Below are 16,803 nucleotides of genomic sequence, written 5' to 3'. Positions count from 1 at the left end.
CAATTCTTCGATAAAAATGATGGCAAAACTGTCAATTTGTATGTCAGTAAAGAGCTCATGAACTGTGGAAGATTTGGGCACTATGTCGATGAAGTATTGAGTACAGAAAACGTGAAATATTTTCAAGTCTTCTTACTTAACCCAAGTTCGTCAAATAGAGAAAATTCACAAGGAAATACCATTATTAACCTTCATATATCAGATTTAAGGCAATTGGTGATGTTCTACGAGCTGAAAACCAAAACTTCTGCTGAGTCTGAGTCCGAAGAAAGCTGTGGCGATAACTGTGCATGGTGAGCGAGTCTTGTTACAAACACCATAATGTCCACAATATCTGTTAATGAAATCTCTTTATGAGCTAAACGGAGATCATCAAGTGAAAGGGGCGGTGTGCTAAAGCTTCCTTCCCATATCGTGAGCAGGAAGGTTTTATCATGATCATAATGAATAATAAGCTCAGTGACGGCGCGTCCCGCACGATAGGTGGTCATGCGAATCTTATCGATATTAATGAACTGCTTTAAAAAATCATTCATGACAGCCTGACTGTGACTTTCTTTGAGAATCCGGTCGGTGGAACAGACGCTGTAGAGGTGTTTTTGTTGTGTATTATTTTCCATGATAAATCTCCTATTGTGCACGGCGGGCTTCTTTGAGCATCCGCAGATGGTCAACGTAGTAGCGCCAATTCTTCTTCGTTAATGGCTCTTCTGGCGTGAAGCGTTTGTCTTCACTGGTGAAGGCAAACAACCCTTTTCGATTCATCAGTGTGGTGATGGCATCGATACCATCCCAACGTAAATAAGCGGTGCGTGTTTGGTAATGTCTGTTGTCAATGTCAAAGCACGCAGGTGCCTTGACCAGAGCGGCAAAGGCCACGTCTTGAGTTTTTATTGGAGGGGCTAATGTGCTGCATTGGCGTTTGATGACGCTGTCTGAAACCACAATGGCCTTGATACCCAAATCGATGACGTTCTTGCCATCAATGTGAATAAGCCATTGGTCAATGGCTTCGCTGATGTCCGCTTTGACTTCTTCTGCGGTGTAGTTCGCGTGGGTCTGAGGCTTATAGGCGCCATACATGAGGCGATAGGTGAGGTGTGATTCATCAAACTTGGGTTGGTCTGTCACGCCTTCCTTGATAGCGATGATTTCCTTGCAATCGGCAAGAAAGGTTTGGTCGTTGGAGGTGGGAAGTAAAACGTATTGCATGGGGGAGCTCTTTTTGATTGAGATGTTAATTAAGAGAAGGTAGGGTGTTATGAAAGAGGTGGCACCAACACTCCAAGCGTGAAATTCATTCACGGTTTGGTGTCATTTCTTTTACTCGGCGCTGCGTGTGATGCGGTGACGGGGGTTTTATCACGCATGTCTGCCTCTTTTCTCACCCGTTGCCAATAAGCGGCAAACTCAGATGAAGCGTGTTTTAATGTGGTTTGGCTTGGCACATTGAGCCGTCTCATCAGCTCGATATCGCATTCTAAAATGGGGAATTCATTGTCCATTTCGTTCACATCCTTGATGTTGTTAGAGAAGAGCGGAAGTTGTTAGGATTTCGCGCCTTCTACAAGCGCGATTTCCATGAAATGTTCAGCCCAAATCTGGCGCTAATCATAAAGTCCTTGAGTTGAGATACTGGATGGCGCAGCGCGTACACGTCGGGTGATGCTGCTGTTGATGTACTTTTTGACGTATCCATTTCTAAAGCCGCGGTTAGGACTGCCGGTGTTGTAATAGGAGAGAGCGATTTGCAGCGCAGCGCCCGGCTCTGGATTTATTTTCAGTGCGCGTTGGTAGCTTTCATGAAGAATTTTCGAGCCAACCTGGATGTTTTTGCAGGGGGTAAACATCTCTTCTATTGTGACGCCGTAAGCTTTGAGGTTGTTTGTGTTGATTTGCATCAGACCCAAATCAACCGAGTGGCCAAGAGAGAGGTAGTAGTTCGCCAAGTCGATGGCTTCCTCTTTTGTTCCCGGTTGTTTAAATTTGGGGGGGCTATGGCCTGGAAGCTTATTGACGTTGATTGCGAAGGGGTTGAAGCTCGATTCGTTTTTTATGACTTGTTCGATGGTGGTCGGGTGGACTTGATAAATGCAGTCGGTGTATGGGGTGATGTCTATCATAGGAAGCTAACCTCCTTTAAAAGTCAGTATGGGTGTTGCCCGCCCGAGAATAGCCTCAGTGCTAACGGCGCCAAAGTAGCGGCCGTCGAAGCTGTCAAAGGGGGCGAAATCTGAAAGCAGCAAAACTTCGCCTTTATTCAGAGTGAGGTCTTGAGGCTTAGGTAATGTTCGATGAAGACTATCTGCAGCATGGATTGGGTATTGCGTGAGTGCTTCACCGTTTATGCTGATAACACTATCGAAGGTAATGGTGTCGCCTTGAGTAGCCATGATTTTCTTGATGAGCGGTGTGCTACCACTTGAGCAGGTGCCGTGCTTTACATAGCCTCGCTCTAAAGCAAGGGTTATTGCGTTGCCACTAGGGGGGCAGAAAGAGACCAGTTCACCCTGTTGGTAGGGTGGGGAAGTCGTGATTTGGTACACACCTAGCGGATAGGAAGAGGTTAAATTAATGCGAAATCCCAGAATGTAGACTAGGCTCAGTCCAATGAACGTCGTGAGAAAAACGTTGGTTTTCATGTTTCTAAGCGCTCCCTGATGGCTAGGGAATAATAAGGTAAACTGTGAACAAAATGACATACGATTAACACAGCAATATAACGGATGGGTACAATAGGTCTCGATTTTCTTGGCCCTATTAGAAAATCGCTTCTTGTTACTCTTTATTGATGTACTTATTATTCCGCATCTACCTCGGACTTCGGTTCGAGGTTTTTTTATGTCGTTAAAACAAGGTGATGGCTCGGGTAGCTACGCTACACTTATCATAAAAGAATGCGGAGACGTCGATGGGGAAACACAAGCAACAATATTGGGTATGGGTGACTGTTGGGGGGCTAGGCTTGTACTTTTTGCTTCTTGCTAATGGTTTTAAGCAGTGGGTTGGCATCCCTTTTGATGTGACGGTAGAAATGCTGAACATCCATACCATAGCATTTGCGCTTCTTGTGTTTATCTTGTTCCATAACCCATTGGCGGAATATCTTCTGCCCATCTCTGGCGTCTTTTTCTATCTCGGCTTTGTACCGGTGTTACACTACCTAGCCATTTTTTATGACACAGAAGCGTTAATCAGCGAACCTTGGTGGTCAACAACAAGGTTTCATGTCGCTGCGGGACTGATGATATTAATCATCGGTTATGCCGTGGTGATTTATCGTCGGCGCAGGTGAGCGTTAGTTTTGACTCTGATTGGCCTTCTTGTTTTTCCAATGAGCGTGTGCTCGATAATATCGACGCAGCGTGTCTTTATGTATCCCTAGCATCGCCGCCGCTTGGGTTTGATTGCCATAGGTATGGATGAGAACTGACTCAGTGAGGGTGCTCTGAATCAAAGGGAGTATCCAATCGAACTTAGGGTCTTCCGGTGAATTGACGAACTCTTTTTGTATCAGCTCAATGATGGCCGAGCGGTCAATCAAAGGCGGAGGCGTTAAGCGCTTAATATCAGTATCTTGCATAAGTTATCCCTAAGTTATTCATATTTTTTGTGGATAAGTTGGTGTGTAGAGATTTACTTACCCAATAAAAAGGCCAGCGTGAGCGCTGGCCAATATCAAATGAGTCCGAAATCTTAGTACTTACGGCGTAGTGAGGCAATACTCAGTAAGAGTAGACTCCAAAATCCCAAAGAACCGCCACTGTCACCGCCAGAACTTCCGCCACCGGCATTGTCTTCTGGCTTGTTGATGTGAACCGATTCAGAGTCAGACAAGAACAACTTGCCTTCACCGCCATTGCTTTCAATGACGTACGTGCACTGCTCAAAAGGTGAAATTGTGCCTTTCGTTATACAGGTACTCTCGTGAGTAAGGAGTGTGACATCGCCCTCTGTATAAGCAGAATCGGTGACACCACCTTGGTGCAGGGATTGTACGGTGATAGTAGTACGACCATTGGCATCAGCTAAGGTTGGGTAATGCCATCTATCAATGTTGCTCGTTAAGAAATCTTGTACAGCTTGGATGTCAGTGCCGTAGGTTTCGCGGGTATTTATCTCATTACCATTATCATCCCAACTGACGGTAACGTCGCTCCCCTTATGTATCGCTATTATTTCGTTGGTCTCATTTACCCAAGCTGCCCCAGAATCCCCCCCGGTAGTGTGCTTCTCTTCGTCAACCACGTCGGCGTAGAGAGCGAAATGATCGACCCAGTGGTAATGACTGAACGTCAGCGCAACGGAGTTGAGGGTATCAATGGTGCCTCCAAATCCCGCAATGATGATCGGCTCATTTTCTTCTCGGTTTTCAATGTTTAAGAATTGGATGTTTGAGTATTCGATTGGTTGAGCTATGGTCACAATGCCAATATCTTCACCAGAGAAGCTGCCATCTTCGACAAAGTTTGGGTGACCAATTCGGTTGGATGCGGGATAGCTATCGCCGGTTGAAATAGTGAAACTATCAAGCTCTGATTCTTCAAGACAGTGTGCTGCGGTTAGCACGTAGCGTCCCGCAATGATGGTGCCGCTACATAAACCTTGACGCCCGGTTTGTTGGCTGTCGAATCGAACCGTATTATTGTGTTGTGACCAGTCTATGGGAGTTCCGTTTTCAACCGCAAACGCTTGACTGGATAAAAGAGCAAAAGAGATGAATGTAAAAGTTTTTTTGAGCATAATTTATCCTAAATCGGGTTCCTTGCTTAGCCGAATTGTATCAAATTTAACCATATGAAACGATATTAACATCTTGTTTTATCTATGATCATTTGTTCTATAAAACGCATTTTTATGATCGATCGGCATACTTGATTCTTAAAAAGAAGCGCCGTTAAATTACGGCGCTTTTGAAGGTGTATTAACGGCTACTCGCACTCGTAGTATTTGGTGCGGATATCACAGTCAAAGTCGCCATTTCCAACGTGGGTGCAATCTTCATAATCTTGGCTGCCATAAGAGCCTTTAGGAGAGCATTGTTGCCCTGTCGGGTCTCCCTTGAACATCATTGAAGAGTCTATGTAGTAAGGGTTTCCAGTGAATGCTGCCCAGGTTCCAAACTCCCCACTCTCTGATGCATCAGGGTCGAATTCAGCATCGGTTAAACCTTTTGTATCTGGAGGGTTATGTACCGCTGCGTTCGCGGATTCATAAGGTTTGCTTGATTCCAGTGCGTCGTCGTAGGTGACTTTTGCGTGCACGGTGGTGCTTAAGCACAGCGCGGGGATGAGTAAATACTGCGTTTTCATATATGCTCCTTGGTTACTTACATTGGGTAAAGGCGGTGATTTCGCCCGTGTTTACTTTTTTAAACTCTCCAGTTATTAATGATTTAACTCTAATCTCCAAGCCGACCTGCCAGTGCTCGTCGTTCGTGCCAATAGGTTCGATATAAGGTTTTTGGCTACCGGTCAGTTCATAGTTCTTATCTATGTATATTTGTCCTATCCCCAAAGCTATGTCGGGATTCATACCGTTAGGACAAGCTGGTTTTTTCACTAAGTCACCATGTTTGACGGTATAGATGTCTACTAACCCTTTACTGACGATTTTTTGAGTGCCATCTGAGTTTGCAATCGTGACGTCTTGGATGTTGGTGATGGAATATCTCCCGCCTACATCCCAGTCGTCGGTGAGCTGAACGCTACCATCACGTTGCAAGAACTCATCGTAAAGCTGTGAAAGGAGCGGGTCATAAACCATGATGGTAATATCGCCGTTACTGAGTGCCTTGGCATAAGGCACCTTGAGCAGTTCGGTAACCCATTTTGCTCGATAGATAGGTTGTATGGCGGTACTAGACAGTGGGAACGTCAGCTCGGCATAAGCGATGTCTCTTAAATCCGTGCCGATGGTGACGGTTTTTCTGCCCGCCTCATACCCAATACGTAGCGAAGACCAAGGCAAGTAGTCCGGTCTGACGCAGCGTCTTGCGACTTCATCGGCCGCGGTGCAGTTGATCCAAAACTGTTCGTCTGGGGTCACCAGATCGTTGAGGTTGGTTGGAAACTGGTCAATCACGGCGACGGGGGGCTTAATGGTCTTTTGTTGGTATTGGTACTTCTGCAGAGCTTCGACGACATGCTCAATCCGGTTACGGTAGTCTTGAGCCGCGTTTTTTTCTTTGTTGATGATGGCCCACTTTGCGACGCCGGCATACACAAGGCCAAGCAAGGCGATAGCAAATAACACATCAAGAAGACCAAGACCTCGTTGGTGTTTCATCATAAAAAGTCCTGTTGCATACAGCCGTTTTCACCATCGAAATACTGAAGTTGCAGCTGGGATTGAATGGTGGTCATCGACCGATAAAGTGTCAGGTGACGGTCTGTAATAAACACATCTTGTGCGACCCGCAAGGCGGGCGTTTTCAGTGAGTCGCCCGTCATCCCTTGCGGGAGGCTGACAGTGACTTTGATGCCGACACTGAATGTTGACCCTGGGGAGGTTTGAAGGTCGATAGCGATAGCGTAAGGGGTGGTTAATAAGTAACGGGGCGCATCGTAGTCATTGACTAATTGCGACACCGTTGGCGAGATAAGCTGGGCGCGGCAGCCAGACGCTTCCCATTGCGCACTGATGGCGTGCTCCGTATAAGTAAACACATCCGTCATGGCCGAGGAAAAATCTTCTCGTAATGCGCCTTGTCGCAATAGGCTACTGCTTAAGGCGACGGTGATAGCCAGCGCACCGCTGGCTATCGCAAACGCAAATAAAAACGAGATCACAGAGGCGCCAGTTTGGCGCTGCATTACATGGTCACAGTGATGTCAGAGCCCGAGGTTTTAATGCTCGTGCAGCTTGAGTCCGCTTTTGGACAGCGTTCTGAGCTCACCGGCGCTAGTTTGTTGGCCAGTGCCAGGATGTTTTCGGCATCGACGTTGCTGATGGTGATGTCAATGAACGATTTGTTGGCACTGGTGGTGACCGTGTACGTGCCACCAAATTGGTTCGCACTGCACCACGTCGCTTTACTGTAGCCGTAGCCTTCTTTACAGATTTCGGTCAAGCTCACGCCGGTCGTATCGGTGCCCGCACCGACCCAAGCATCGGCGCCCTGGCGAATTTCACTCACTTCAGTGAGGGTGGTGTTGACTTTCAGTTGTCCTTTCCCAGATGACGCCATGGCGACGATACCGGCGAGCACCAAGGCCGCGAGACCCATCCAAAAAATGAAGTCCATGAGTGAGGCGCCCAATTGCTTTTTAAATGAAGGTGGCGCAGACGACGGGGTATGCGTCTGCTTTACTGTCACGGGTTCATCCGTGTTGTCCTGTGGCGTTTTTTTTCGAGAGGTTGGATTTGTGTATGTCATGCTGTTTTTTCCTTATTGAAAACTGAGGTAGAGTTGATAGGCGGCGCTGATAACGAGTGAGCCCAGCACCAAAATGGTGATGACCAATCCGGCTTTGGGAAGCCAGAGTTTCATCTTGGCAATTTGCTTATCGACATGTTGGCTATGGTTTGCGCCACTTTGACTGAGCAGTTCGGTGTAATTGACGCGCTCACCCAGTACCTTCATGGCACTGAGTTCGTCTGGAAGCAGTAACTGCGTATCGAGAATATGCCCCAAATTACTTTGTCCGATACTCTGGTCTTTCATGGCTTGAATGTGCATCTTGGCAAACGCACTGTTGCGAATTTCAGCTTGGGTGAGGGCATCGCTGAGTTTCATGCCACATTGAGTGAGGTTGGCTAAGGTTTTCAGTAACGTCGCGGCCACTGCCGCGCGATAAAGTGAAAACAGTGGCCATCGGTTCGTGATATGTCGGCTCGGGCCTGCCCAGTTTGGCAACGCAATGGCTAAGGCCACGAGTAAACACGCGGACAATATCGCGACGAGTGGGCCATACCCCGCCACGAGATTGCGAACCGTTAACCCAATGCCATCGGCATGTTCTACGGCGCTTAACATCTTATCGGCGATGTACACGCCGTAGAGCCCCGCGCCCACCGTTAAGCCATAAGGGAAGGCCAGCATTTGAACCAGTTTGGTGACAATGTTTTCCCCGCCTTGCAACTGCTCGATGGCGGTCTGAATGCCAACGCCTCGTTGACCGGCGCTTTCTGCCGCGCGGATGGAGCTTAACACCACACTCGGAAACCAGCCTTCCAGCACATCAACAAAGCGTTTTCCTTGCTTTGGCGCCGCTTTTCCCGCAAGACCAATGACCTGGAAGGTTGGCGTGCCATTATCGACAAGAGATTGACAAAACTCTTTGGTGGTGAGGTTGTACTTATCGGCCTTTTGCCACTGCTGTAAAAAGGCGAGCCTTTCTTTGTCGCTAAACAGCCACTGCTCAAGGGTTCGACCAAGTAGCGTCATAATGCCTCCTTGAGTGCGCGATAGGTGTCACTGACCGGCGTTGGAACGAGATCGTCCACTTGCTCAGAGGCGGATAAAATGTCCACTTGCCCCCGGACAATGCGAGATTTACAGTGCTGTTTGATGTCGGGCCATCCTTGACTCTGCAGATGCGCTTTCCACCCTAAATCGTCTTCTTTGACGATAAACGCTCGGTCTTTGTCATCGAGAATGATCATCTCCATGACCACTAAGCGGCCCGTTTCCCCCGTCACCGCCCCTTCTCCTGTGCAGGCATCACAGCCTTTCGGATTCAAGAGCTTGACGCTCTTTAGCTCTTCCTCACTGCAAAGCTGTTTAAGTTGACGCACTTTAAGCGCAAGCTTGTCGCTTGCATTTGCATCGCGATAAGCACTGATCACCTCGTCGCTGTCGTGCTGGTTAAATTCAAACGCGCAGTCACACAGTTTTCTGATCAGTTTCACGTGAACAAACAGCGCCATCAGGTCGGGCGCACCAATGATGGCGGCGGGCATTTTGAGTTGTTGTATGAAGGTCTGAGGGACGCCGAGCGCACTGTTAGTGTGCAGCGTGGCCAGCGCCAAGCCACCGGTTTCGGCTTTACGACAAAATTCGGCGGCCGTCGGGTTATCGCGAATTTCACCGATGTTAGAGATGTCAACGTCATGACGCAGCGTCTCTTTACAGTAAAAGGCGTAGTCGAGCTTAACGCCGGAGCCTTCCACCGTTTCGACGTCAGGTTGCACTTGGGTTTTGCTGACGAACGGCTGTGAAAACTCAACGGGGTCTTCTAAGGAATGCACGTTACGTGCAATGCGATCCACTTTTTCGAGGAGCGCATAGACCAGTGAGCTTTTCCCGGACCCCATGGGACCGGTGATGATGATCCCGCCTTGGCGTTTGTGGATCATCGCTATCAGTGTGCTTAAATAAGGCGCGGGTAAATCCATGTCCTCCAAAGACAGCGCTTTATCGCGAGGCGTCAGGCAGCGCAGAGTGAGCTTTGGTCCTTCTGCGGTTGGAATAAGCGCCGCTCGCCACTCAAACACGCGCAGCTCGTTATTGACCGTCAGCGTGACCTCAAAACGGTCTTGCGCGGGCATGGTGTATTTGATGTCTTGTCCGCCAAGCTCGGAGAACACATAGTCCATCAAGGAAAGCCCGACTTGGCGAGGTTGATTTTGCGCGCTTTGCTGGTTATGAAAGCGGCTAATAACGCGCCTGACGCCCACACTGCGGATCAAGAACAAGGTACTTTCTGCGGTGGTGAGCACATGGACATCGGAGCTATTTTCATTGACGGCGGTTTGGCACAGGGCCAGCAGCAACCGCTCCACCGTATTGGTCGCCTCTTGTGTCATCCCTTCCTTTCTTTGTTCGTCAGTGAAGGTAGAAAGCGTGTTGTCGATGACGCTTTGAGGCACTTCTTCAATCATGACTGACTTGCCTAACATTGCTTCGCTGCCTTGCAGCAGATCAACGATGCGGCCAAGATTGGGCGCGTGTGGGTTCGCGGTTTGTATGGTGAGGTCGTCTGCGACGATGGTGTAACCATCATCGCGACACAGCGTTAATAACGTCTCTGCCTCAGCTTTGGTGAGCTTTAGTAAGTGATTCATAGTCCACCTTCTAACACTTTGGCTTGGATGCCTTGCATGAGTCGAACCCCATTGGCATTGATGTGGGTAATACGCACACCTTGAATGCTTTGCCCTTCACGGACTCGCACTGGCGCGCCGCCATCAAAGCTCAGATAGGCGCTCGCTTCTTGCTCATCAACAAAAAGGCCACTGAGCGTGAAGCGGTCAATGGCCTTTAAGGTGCGGGGTTTCGATGGTGTCCTCGGTGGGGCGTAGTCATCAATCACCGAGATGGCCGGCACGTAGTCAGCGCGCTCTTGTGACGGCTCACTGCGCGTTGCTTTGCGCGCCCTGGCTTTTTGCTCGGCGATGTTGGCATCAAGCTTGGCCAGCGCTAAGGTTTCTGAGCGGTCAATGAGCTGCTTTGCCTTCGCATCGATGACAAGCGCGGGGCTTACGCTTTTGGGTTTGAGCTTTCTTATGACGTTATCTGGCTGTGGCGGCGGGGACGCAGGGCTTGCATTGACCCAGCTTGGTTTGGTCGTTTCAATCGAGCGTGGCGCCGTCGAGGTCGGCGCATTTTTGGCCAGCCAAAGAGTGGCAACAACGAGCCCGCCAATCACCAGAATGCCAATCTGGATATGGGCTTTCGTGATTTTCATATTACTCTCCAATGTATTGAAGGCGCATGGCTGCGCGGTAAGTACCATCGGTGTTTGGGGTGAGCGCCAGCGCTTGAAGGCTCAGCGGCAACGGACGAAACAAGGTGGTTAAAGAGGGGAGCTCACTGAGCGCGACACTGTTTTTGTTCAACGTGACATCCAAGGTGCTCGCGGGTGCCAATTTGCTCTCATTGCTGTTGCTGGTATGCCAGCCGAGTCCGGTGAGCACATCGACCAATTGAAAACCAAGTGAATAGGGCGCCAGTGCGTCTTGCCACTGGTCAAGATGCCCCTCCACCGGTTTGGTGGAGCTGGCCTGTGGCTCACATCGTCATTCCCACCAAAGTTAATTTATCAAGTGATTGTTATTTAAAATAAAAATCTTTGGCTGTGGGGTAAGTGTACCACATTTGTGGCTCACCTGAAGAGCTTTTTGGAGTGTGAAATGGCACTTTTTCGGACGGCGGTTCAACTCCCTGAATGCCCATTGAACCAATCTTAATTTCGCAATGAACCGTGTTTTTCGATGGGGATATTTATGGTACATCGAATAGCTTACGTTTGCTCTTGCGGAAGTATTATTGTGCTGAACAGCAAGAACAAGGAGGGAATAAAAAAATAATCTAACGACAAGCCTTGTGGAAAAAGGATTGGGAGGTTAAAAATCCCTAGATGTCAAGAAAAATATAAAATAAAGCTTGCATTGGTTGTTTTATTTTGATATCCTATGAGAACGCTAAATCTTGTGAGGAAATTTTAAAGCTAAGTGTTGCAAATGGAGTGCAGCGATTTTAGCAAGGTCAACGGAAAATGGCTTAACTGTAGCGAAACCTTTCGCAATATATGGCTAATCTACGGGCATCGCCGCTTCGTGTTAGCCGCCAAAGATAGTCGAACTGACCAGTGCGTGTCACTCGACAAAAGACAAAAGCAGCCCTTTGAGGGCAGCTCTAAAAAATGATTGTAAGTGCCACTTGAACAGGAGTGACGTTTAACAGAAATAAACAGTAAATAAACGCTGACGACAGGCTTAATCGGCTGTCGGAACGATATCTTGGGATCTGTGTATTTTCGCTTTGTGTGAAGAGAAACATAAACAAGTTTCGTTTATTGCTATCACGTTTGTTGAGTTTCAGTGTGTTTTATCGCTGAAAGGTGCTGTGGTATTTCGTTAAAACGCCATTTTTGGACTAACGATCTTTTTTGCTTTGGCGACTAATTTACAGGAGAAATGCTATGCCACTATTAACATCTACTCATACTAATCACACCATTCACTCGTCTGTGTCTAGCACTTACGGGCTTTTGCCGTGCCTATCATTTAACCTCTTTTTAGGTCTTTGTTTCTTCTTTCTTATGACGCACTTTCCATAAGTGCTCTCCACCTGAGTTCTGAATAGAACGCTAACGCTTAAATAAATCAAAACATTTGAAATTTAAACACTCTATCGGGTGGGGCTTTTTACACCCTAAAAAACTAACTAAATAGGAATAACTATATGAAAAATATGAATAAAGAAACTAAACGTACACAAACTAACCAGAAGGAAAGCACTATGAAATATGAAATGTATGAAACGCAATTAGATCTACACCAGAAAACGGCTAATGGCAGAAGAGCATTAAGGAAGCAATTTGGTAAACAGCCTATTGTTTTTTCTGAGTATGCTGAGTTTTTGGCAACAGAGATGATTAGCAACTCTACCGATTTTGAAAACACTACTGAGGCTTTAAATATTTTGAGCTTGGAGGAAAGTTGGGTTGGTAGTGGATCTCCAGTTATTTTCGTTGAGAATCGTGAATTAGCACAAACTTTGTTTGATGCAAAAGTTGATGTATCTGGAGCGGTAGCTATAGAGCCACCTTACAAGCAATTTTCCCTCTCTTTTCCATCAGGAACAGAGGTAAATGGCTTCGAGATAAATAGCTGCTTAGTCTCAGTAATGACCGTGAAGGAAATATTAGCGGCGCAATGTTACATCGATGATGTAGGGGCATTTTATATCGGCGACCGTGAATTAGATGATGTACTACTTGTTGTTAATTTTCAACAAGCTACTGGTGTTGGAGCGAGAGCGATTCGCTGTTTATCTGATTTAGATGACTCTAGTTTGATTACGGGAGAGTGTGCTGATTGGTTAGACACTATGTTGAAGATTGCTTTGACTCTCTGTATCTACAATTCAGCGACAGAAGGAGAAAAGCTGGTTGAAGGATATCCTAAGTCGGCTGTGAAATTGCCAAAAGGCAAAACAAAAGTGAGCTATCAAGGTGCAACGTTGAAAGCGACTACCGCTAAAAAGTCTGCTTCTGGGGCGGCTTCACCTCGAAAAATTAAACATCGCATTCCGTACTTTCGAAATCTAAAAGCTCCACGATTTTACCGAGGCAAACATAAAGATGCGTTGCCAGGTTCTCGTTGGGTATGGGTTCGAGAAGTAGACATTAACAACAGTATGAATACCTTGCTTAATTGATAAGCAAGATACTGAAAATAAACAACTTAATTCAAAAGTCTGAAATATGACAAACCAATGCACATAAAATAGGAGAAAAGATATGAGTGTATTAAATATAGCAAAAACCCTAACCGCACTAAGCCCAATCTACGAAAACGATAGAAGGCTACTTCTTACATCTTTGAGATACTGTTCTGAGGTCTGTATGTTCCCTCAACACGAAGCAGAGATCCAAGCAGTTCAAGGCTTCTTGATGCTTGAGCAAGATCTTGATGTAGAAGAAATCGAGTATTGCGCTGAAGAGCTTAATGATCTTGCTGATCATATTCAGTTGCTGATTGAAGGAAATAAAATTGATGATTTGGCTTGCCTTGGTCAAACTATCACGGCAATGACGAGTTTACGAGCGGCATCTAACTTGTTGACCTTTATAGTCGATTATTATGATGGTGATGTCACCATTCACTAATCATTACCTTGACGGAAATACACGCTACTGGGAGGAATAAACAAAGTAGACTTCAAATGGATGAGAACACGACAAGAAAGCCCGATTTGGGCTTTTTGTGTTTTTAGTCTTTCACTAAAGAGATAATCGAGATCCATTTCTCGGTTTTTGCATTGTGAGGTTATCTGGCTCAATATCCAACATCGAATCACAGAATAGCTCTTGCTTCACGTCTAGTTCTTGCAGCTTGTGCTCTATAGATTTTGCGGATGGGCCATACACATTGACTTTCTTTTCATCGGTGTAAATTTCTAACCCTTTGGCTAAATGGTTAAAACCAATAATTCGCTGATTTTTAAGCGGAATCAATAAACCAAATGAGCGTGATTGTGTGTCAATGAACTGGCTGAGTTCGTCTCTGTAGGTACTGTTAAGCGTCACTCGTTGATCAAGTTGATTTGGAATAGAGTAAGAGGCTTGTTGCTCTAGTTTTAGCTTGTGCTCTGCGACTTTATCACTGATGTACTGTTGTGCCTCTTTTGCTTGTTTACATACGCTGAGTAGCACTTTTTTATTATCTGAAAAGTGGCTCGACCATCCTTCTAAGTAGCGAGCGTGGGAATGAAACGTTTCTAAGCCCTCATCTAAGCACATAAACATTGTTGCTGTCTCAGCGATCAATTCTTCTTTTGAGTATGACGCACTGCCAAATGTGCTTGAGATATCACGCCCCAAATGCCTCGAAGTCGAGTGAGAAATTTCGTGCAAAATCACTGCAAAATAGGCTTTATCAGAGCGGAACTTATGCCTAGGAGGGATCACAATCTCGTGTTTGCTAGGCGAATAATAAGCTCTATCCTCGTTCTTCTCTATTACAGGTACTCCCATCGCATCAATGATGAGCTGGGCTTTCTCAACAAACTCCTGATCTCGCATTTCTTCACTCATTTGCTGTGATTCCAGTTCGGCTTGTTTGGCAAAATAACTGCGCTCGTCAATGTATGACTGAGGTAGAAGGTGTTTGATGCGCTCAATAGGAAATACTTTATATGGTTTAAGCCCCTTGCGTTTGAGGTAGCCCTTATCGTGCATTTCCTTAAAACTCATTCCTTTAGTTTCATTCTCAAATTTAGCCTTGCTGATCACCTCACCCTCTTTCTTGTAAGTCTCAAGGTATTTTACGACTTGTGCATCTAGTTTTAACCCTTTCAATGGTTTATCAGGATCGAATGTTTCTGACTTAGGGGGGAGTTGATCTTTGTACTGTTCTAGTAGTGCAGCGGCTTGTTTGAATGTGGCGTAAATTGGCACTTTGGTAGCGGATTCTTCCTGAGCTTGTAGCAACATTATGATGTTAACCCCGTTGTAGTTATTGTCGTGAAAATTTCTGGGTAGGGCGTTTAAGGCAGAACGATAAAAGCTCACATTGATGTCATTTTCTGAAGATGGTTTTTCGCCTTTCGGTTTTGAAAAGTAATCGAATAGACGGTTTAGTATTTCGTTCTGTTGGTCTGTTTTTGCTGTAGTGCGTCCTGCACTCGATCTTGGCTTTTTCATAAGTAACTCCTTTTCTTAGGCCGTCACTTATGTCGTATCATTGATTTTAAATTATCCAAGTCATTGAAAATATGCCGTTAATTTTATCCCTAGATTTCGGCTTTTTGAGGGAATAGTAGAAGCGAAATTTCTATTGCCAATTTAGTTAAAAGTGATGTCTATAAACTTGATATGAGTGTGATTTCAATAGAAAAATCAGGGTGTTTCTGATAGTATTTGGCCCAAAATTTAACCAATAAAATATTCTTAACAGAATCCTATAGGGTGTGCGTAAGTGGCTAAACAGTCTCCAAAAAAACCAGCAGCAAAAAAGAAAGAAAAATCATTCGAAGAAACACTTTGGGATGCAGCAAACAAGCTGCGTGGTAGTGTTGAATCATCAGAATACAAACACATCGTATTGAGCCTGATTTTCCTCAAGTTCATCAGTGATACATTTGAGAAACAGCGCCAAAAGCTGATTGATTCAGGGTTGGAAAAGCACGTTGATATGGTTCCAGCCTACACCAAAGACAATGTGTTTTATCTACCAGAAAACAGTCGTTGGAGCTTTGTTCAGCAAAACGCTAAACAAGAAGATATTGCTCTAAAGATCGATACCGCTCTAAGCACCATCGAGAAAACTAACAAAGCACTACAGGGTGCATTGCCTGATAACTACTTCTCTCGTCTTGGTTTGGATGTCAGCAAGCTATCTGCGCTGATCGATGTGATTAACAACATCGACACCCTAGCGAACCCGCACGAAGATGTAGTTGGTCGAGTCTACGAATATTTCTTGTCTAAATTTGCGATTGCAGAAGGTAAGGGTAAGGGCGAGTTCTACACACCAAAGAGCATCGTTAACCTAATCGCAGAACTGATCGAGCCGTATAAAGGTAAAATCTATGACCCTTGTTGTGGTTCAGGCGGTATGTTTGTTCAATCAATGAAGTTCATTGAGAACCACAAAGGCAACAAGAAAGACATTTCTGTGTATGGTCAAGAGTACACAGGCGCAACCTACAAACTAGCGAAAATGAACCTCGCTATTCGTGGTATCTCTGCCAACCTTGGCGCAGCAGCAAAAGATACCTTTGCCAATGATCAGCACGAAACTCTTAAAGCTGACTTTATTATGGCAAACCCGCCATTTAACCAAAAAGACTGGCGAGCTTCTGATGAACTGGTTGATGATCACCGTTGGGACGGCTACGAAACTCCACCAAGCAGCAACGCCAACTATGGTTGGATTTTGCATATGGTTTCTAAATTGTCAGAGGACAATGGTGTAGCTGGATTTGTTTTGGCAAATGGTGCTTTGTCAGGGGATGGCACAGAGAAAGAAATCCGTAAAAAGTTGGTTGAAAATGGTTTGGTTGAGGCAATTCTTATCTTACCTCAGAATATGTTCTATACCACTAACATCAGTGTAACTTTATGGATTATCAACAAAAATAAGAATAAGCGAGTAGTGGAACAAGCCGATCACACCCGAAATTATAGAGAAAGAAAAGACGAAGTTTTATTTATGGATCTTCGTGAAATTGGTGTTCCATTTGAGAAGAAGTTTATCCAATTTTCGCAAGAAAATATTCAGCATATCGCTTCTACCTTCCATAGTTGGCAATGCGAAGATTCAGGTTATGAAAATGTTGCTGAGTATTGCTACTGTGCACTGAGGGATCCCCTCATAAATCCGCCAGTGCATAGCCATCTTTTAAGAGCT

Annotated in this window: 20 protein-coding genes; 4 read left to right on the top strand and 16 right to left on the bottom strand. The window is 45.8% G+C overall.

What is annotated here, in order from left to right; translation table 11 throughout:
• Positions 1-224: 224 nt before the first annotated feature.
• The 5 genes from AAFM34_RS17285 to traF all read right to left on the bottom strand — a co-directional run bounded on the left by AAFM34_RS17285 (position 225) and on the right by traF (position 2,642).
• Complete coding sequence (locus tag AAFM34_RS17285; protein WP_341664948.1) at positions 225-620, bottom strand: hypothetical protein; 396 nt, start codon at positions 618-620, stop codon at positions 225-227.
• A gap of 10 nt (positions 621-630) precedes the next feature.
• Positions 631-1,212, bottom strand: coding sequence for a hypothetical protein (locus AAFM34_RS17280; RefSeq protein ID WP_240307101.1), 582 nt, complete (start codon positions 1,210-1,212; stop codon positions 631-633).
• Positions 1,213-1,301: 89 nt separating this feature from the next.
• Positions 1,302-1,505, bottom strand: a complete 204-nt coding sequence (locus tag AAFM34_RS17275; protein ID WP_341664944.1) for a hypothetical protein — start codon at positions 1,503-1,505, stop codon at positions 1,302-1,304.
• Positions 1,506-1,607: 102 nt separating this feature from the next.
• Complete coding sequence (locus AAFM34_RS17270; RefSeq protein WP_341664942.1) at positions 1,608-2,123, bottom strand: lytic transglycosylase domain-containing protein; 516 nt, start codon at positions 2,121-2,123, stop codon at positions 1,608-1,610.
• A gap of 6 nt (positions 2,124-2,129) precedes the next feature.
• Complete coding sequence (traF, locus tag AAFM34_RS17265) at positions 2,130-2,642, bottom strand: conjugative transfer signal peptidase TraF (protein ID WP_341664940.1); 513 nt, start codon at positions 2,640-2,642, stop codon at positions 2,130-2,132.
• 269 nt (positions 2,643-2,911) lie between these two features.
• Between traF and AAFM34_RS17260 the strand changes: the two genes are divergently transcribed.
• Complete coding sequence (locus AAFM34_RS17260) at positions 2,912-3,295, top strand: hypothetical protein (protein ID WP_038888815.1); 384 nt, start codon at positions 2,912-2,914, stop codon at positions 3,293-3,295.
• 3 nt (positions 3,296-3,298) lie between these two features.
• On the opposite strand, the gene AAFM34_RS17255 is transcribed toward AAFM34_RS17260, so the two are convergent.
• From AAFM34_RS17255 to AAFM34_RS17210, 10 genes are all read right to left on the bottom strand, one after another.
• Positions 3,299-3,583, bottom strand: a complete 285-nt coding sequence (locus tag AAFM34_RS17255) for a helix-turn-helix domain-containing protein (RefSeq protein WP_341664936.1) — start codon at positions 3,581-3,583, stop codon at positions 3,299-3,301.
• 113 nt (positions 3,584-3,696) lie between these two features.
• Positions 3,697-4,743, bottom strand: a complete 1,047-nt coding sequence (locus AAFM34_RS17250; protein ID WP_341664934.1) for a trypsin-like serine protease — start codon at positions 4,741-4,743, stop codon at positions 3,697-3,699.
• 188 nt (positions 4,744-4,931) lie between these two features.
• Positions 4,932-5,312, bottom strand: coding sequence for a hypothetical protein (locus tag AAFM34_RS17245; RefSeq protein WP_045402128.1), 381 nt, complete (start codon positions 5,310-5,312; stop codon positions 4,932-4,934).
• Between the two features lie 13 nt (positions 5,313-5,325).
• On the bottom strand, positions 5,326-6,291 hold the full coding sequence (locus AAFM34_RS17240; RefSeq protein ID WP_341664929.1) for a type II secretion system protein: 966 nt from the start codon (positions 6,289-6,291) through the stop codon (positions 5,326-5,328).
• A complete protein-coding gene (locus AAFM34_RS17235) occupies positions 6,288-6,815 on the bottom strand; it encodes a hypothetical protein (RefSeq protein ID WP_341664927.1) in 528 nt (175 codons plus the stop codon). Before AAFM34_RS17235 ends, AAFM34_RS17240 begins: the two co-directional genes overlap by 4 nt.
• Complete coding sequence (locus AAFM34_RS17230; protein ID WP_341664925.1) at positions 6,815-7,378, bottom strand: hypothetical protein; 564 nt, start codon at positions 7,376-7,378, stop codon at positions 6,815-6,817. The genes AAFM34_RS17235 and AAFM34_RS17230 overlap by 1 nt, the downstream gene beginning before the upstream one ends.
• Before the next feature lie 12 nt (positions 7,379-7,390).
• Entirely contained in the window at positions 7,391-8,389 is a 999-nt protein-coding gene (locus AAFM34_RS17225) for a hypothetical protein (protein ID WP_341664923.1), read from the bottom strand.
• Positions 8,386-10,008, bottom strand: coding sequence for an ATPase, T2SS/T4P/T4SS family (locus AAFM34_RS17220; protein ID WP_341664920.1), 1,623 nt, complete (start codon positions 10,006-10,008; stop codon positions 8,386-8,388). Before AAFM34_RS17220 ends, AAFM34_RS17225 begins: the two co-directional genes overlap by 4 nt.
• Positions 10,005-10,631, bottom strand: a complete 627-nt coding sequence (locus AAFM34_RS17215) for a hypothetical protein (protein ID WP_341664918.1) — start codon at positions 10,629-10,631, stop codon at positions 10,005-10,007. Before AAFM34_RS17215 ends, AAFM34_RS17220 begins: the two co-directional genes overlap by 4 nt.
• A gap of 1 nt (position 10,632) precedes the next feature.
• Positions 10,633-10,869: a hypothetical protein gene (locus AAFM34_RS17210; protein ID WP_341664916.1), complete on the bottom strand. Its 237-nt coding sequence runs from the start codon at positions 10,867-10,869 to the stop codon at positions 10,633-10,635.
• 1,261 nt (positions 10,870-12,130) lie between these two features.
• Here AAFM34_RS17210 and AAFM34_RS17205 point away from each other — a divergent pair.
• Positions 12,131-13,108: a hypothetical protein gene (locus AAFM34_RS17205; protein WP_341664914.1), complete on the top strand. Its 978-nt coding sequence runs from the start codon at positions 12,131-12,133 to the stop codon at positions 13,106-13,108.
• Between the two features lie 82 nt (positions 13,109-13,190).
• Positions 13,191-13,559: a hypothetical protein gene (locus AAFM34_RS17200; RefSeq protein ID WP_341664912.1), complete on the top strand. Its 369-nt coding sequence runs from the start codon at positions 13,191-13,193 to the stop codon at positions 13,557-13,559.
• A gap of 114 nt (positions 13,560-13,673) precedes the next feature.
• Here AAFM34_RS17200 and AAFM34_RS17195 read toward each other — a convergent pair whose 3' ends face one another.
• Positions 13,674-15,095, bottom strand: coding sequence for a zincin-like metallopeptidase domain-containing protein (locus tag AAFM34_RS17195; RefSeq protein ID WP_341664910.1), 1,422 nt, complete (start codon positions 15,093-15,095; stop codon positions 13,674-13,676).
• A 274-nt stretch (positions 15,096-15,369) separates the two neighbouring features.
• On the opposite strand from AAFM34_RS17195, the gene AAFM34_RS17190 reads away from it, so the two are divergent.
• The coding region (locus AAFM34_RS17190; protein ID WP_341664908.1) for a class I SAM-dependent DNA methyltransferase at positions 15,370-16,803 on the top strand (1,434 nt) is incomplete at its 3' end.

The sequence above is a fragment of the Vibrio sp. genome (assembly GCF_038138445.1).
In the GTDB taxonomy this organism is placed as follows: Bacteria; Pseudomonadota; Gammaproteobacteria; order Enterobacterales; family Vibrionaceae; genus Vibrio.
The sequence above is the reverse complement of the archived record's forward strand: the minus strand, read 5'-3'. Positions and strand labels throughout refer to the sequence as shown.

Coding starts and splice junctions, on each gene's coding strand:
- AAFM34_RS17285 (WP_341664948.1), bottom strand. CDS start 620: ATGGAAAATAATACACAACAAAAACACCTCTACAGCGTCTGTTCCACC.
- AAFM34_RS17280 (WP_240307101.1), bottom strand. CDS start 1,212: ATGCAATACGTTTTACTTCCCACCTCCAACGACCAAACCTTTCTTGCC.
- AAFM34_RS17275 (WP_341664944.1), bottom strand. CDS start 1,505: ATGGACAATGAATTCCCCATTTTAGAATGCGATATCGAGCTGATGAGA.
- AAFM34_RS17270 (WP_341664942.1), bottom strand. CDS start 2,123: ATGATAGACATCACCCCATACACCGACTGCATTTATCAAGTCCACCCG.
- traF (WP_341664940.1), bottom strand. CDS start 2,642: ATGAAAACCAACGTTTTTCTCACGACGTTCATTGGACTGAGCCTAGTC.
- AAFM34_RS17260 (WP_038888815.1), top strand. CDS start 2,912: ATGGGGAAACACAAGCAACAATATTGGGTATGGGTGACTGTTGGGGGG.
- AAFM34_RS17255 (WP_341664936.1), bottom strand. CDS start 3,583: ATGCAAGATACTGATATTAAGCGCTTAACGCCTCCGCCTTTGATTGAC.
- AAFM34_RS17250 (WP_341664934.1), bottom strand. CDS start 4,743: ATGCTCAAAAAAACTTTTACATTCATCTCTTTTGCTCTTTTATCCAGT.
- AAFM34_RS17245 (WP_045402128.1), bottom strand. CDS start 5,312: ATGAAAACGCAGTATTTACTCATCCCCGCGCTGTGCTTAAGCACCACC.
- AAFM34_RS17240 (WP_341664929.1), bottom strand. CDS start 6,291: ATGATGAAACACCAACGAGGTCTTGGTCTTCTTGATGTGTTATTTGCT.
- AAFM34_RS17235 (WP_341664927.1), bottom strand. CDS start 6,815: ATGCAGCGCCAAACTGGCGCCTCTGTGATCTCGTTTTTATTTGCGTTT.
- AAFM34_RS17230 (WP_341664925.1), bottom strand. CDS start 7,378: ATGACATACACAAATCCAACCTCTCGAAAAAAAACGCCACAGGACAAC.
- AAFM34_RS17225 (WP_341664923.1), bottom strand. CDS start 8,389: ATGACGCTACTTGGTCGAACCCTTGAGCAGTGGCTGTTTAGCGACAAA.
- AAFM34_RS17220 (WP_341664920.1), bottom strand. CDS start 10,008: ATGAATCACTTACTAAAGCTCACCAAAGCTGAGGCAGAGACGTTATTA.
- AAFM34_RS17215 (WP_341664918.1), bottom strand. CDS start 10,631: ATGAAAATCACGAAAGCCCATATCCAGATTGGCATTCTGGTGATTGGC.
- AAFM34_RS17205 (WP_341664914.1), top strand. CDS start 12,131: ATGAAAAATATGAATAAAGAAACTAAACGTACACAAACTAACCAGAAG.
- AAFM34_RS17200 (WP_341664912.1), top strand. CDS start 13,191: ATGAGTGTATTAAATATAGCAAAAACCCTAACCGCACTAAGCCCAATC.
- AAFM34_RS17195 (WP_341664910.1), bottom strand. CDS start 15,095: ATGAAAAAGCCAAGATCGAGTGCAGGACGCACTACAGCAAAAACAGAC.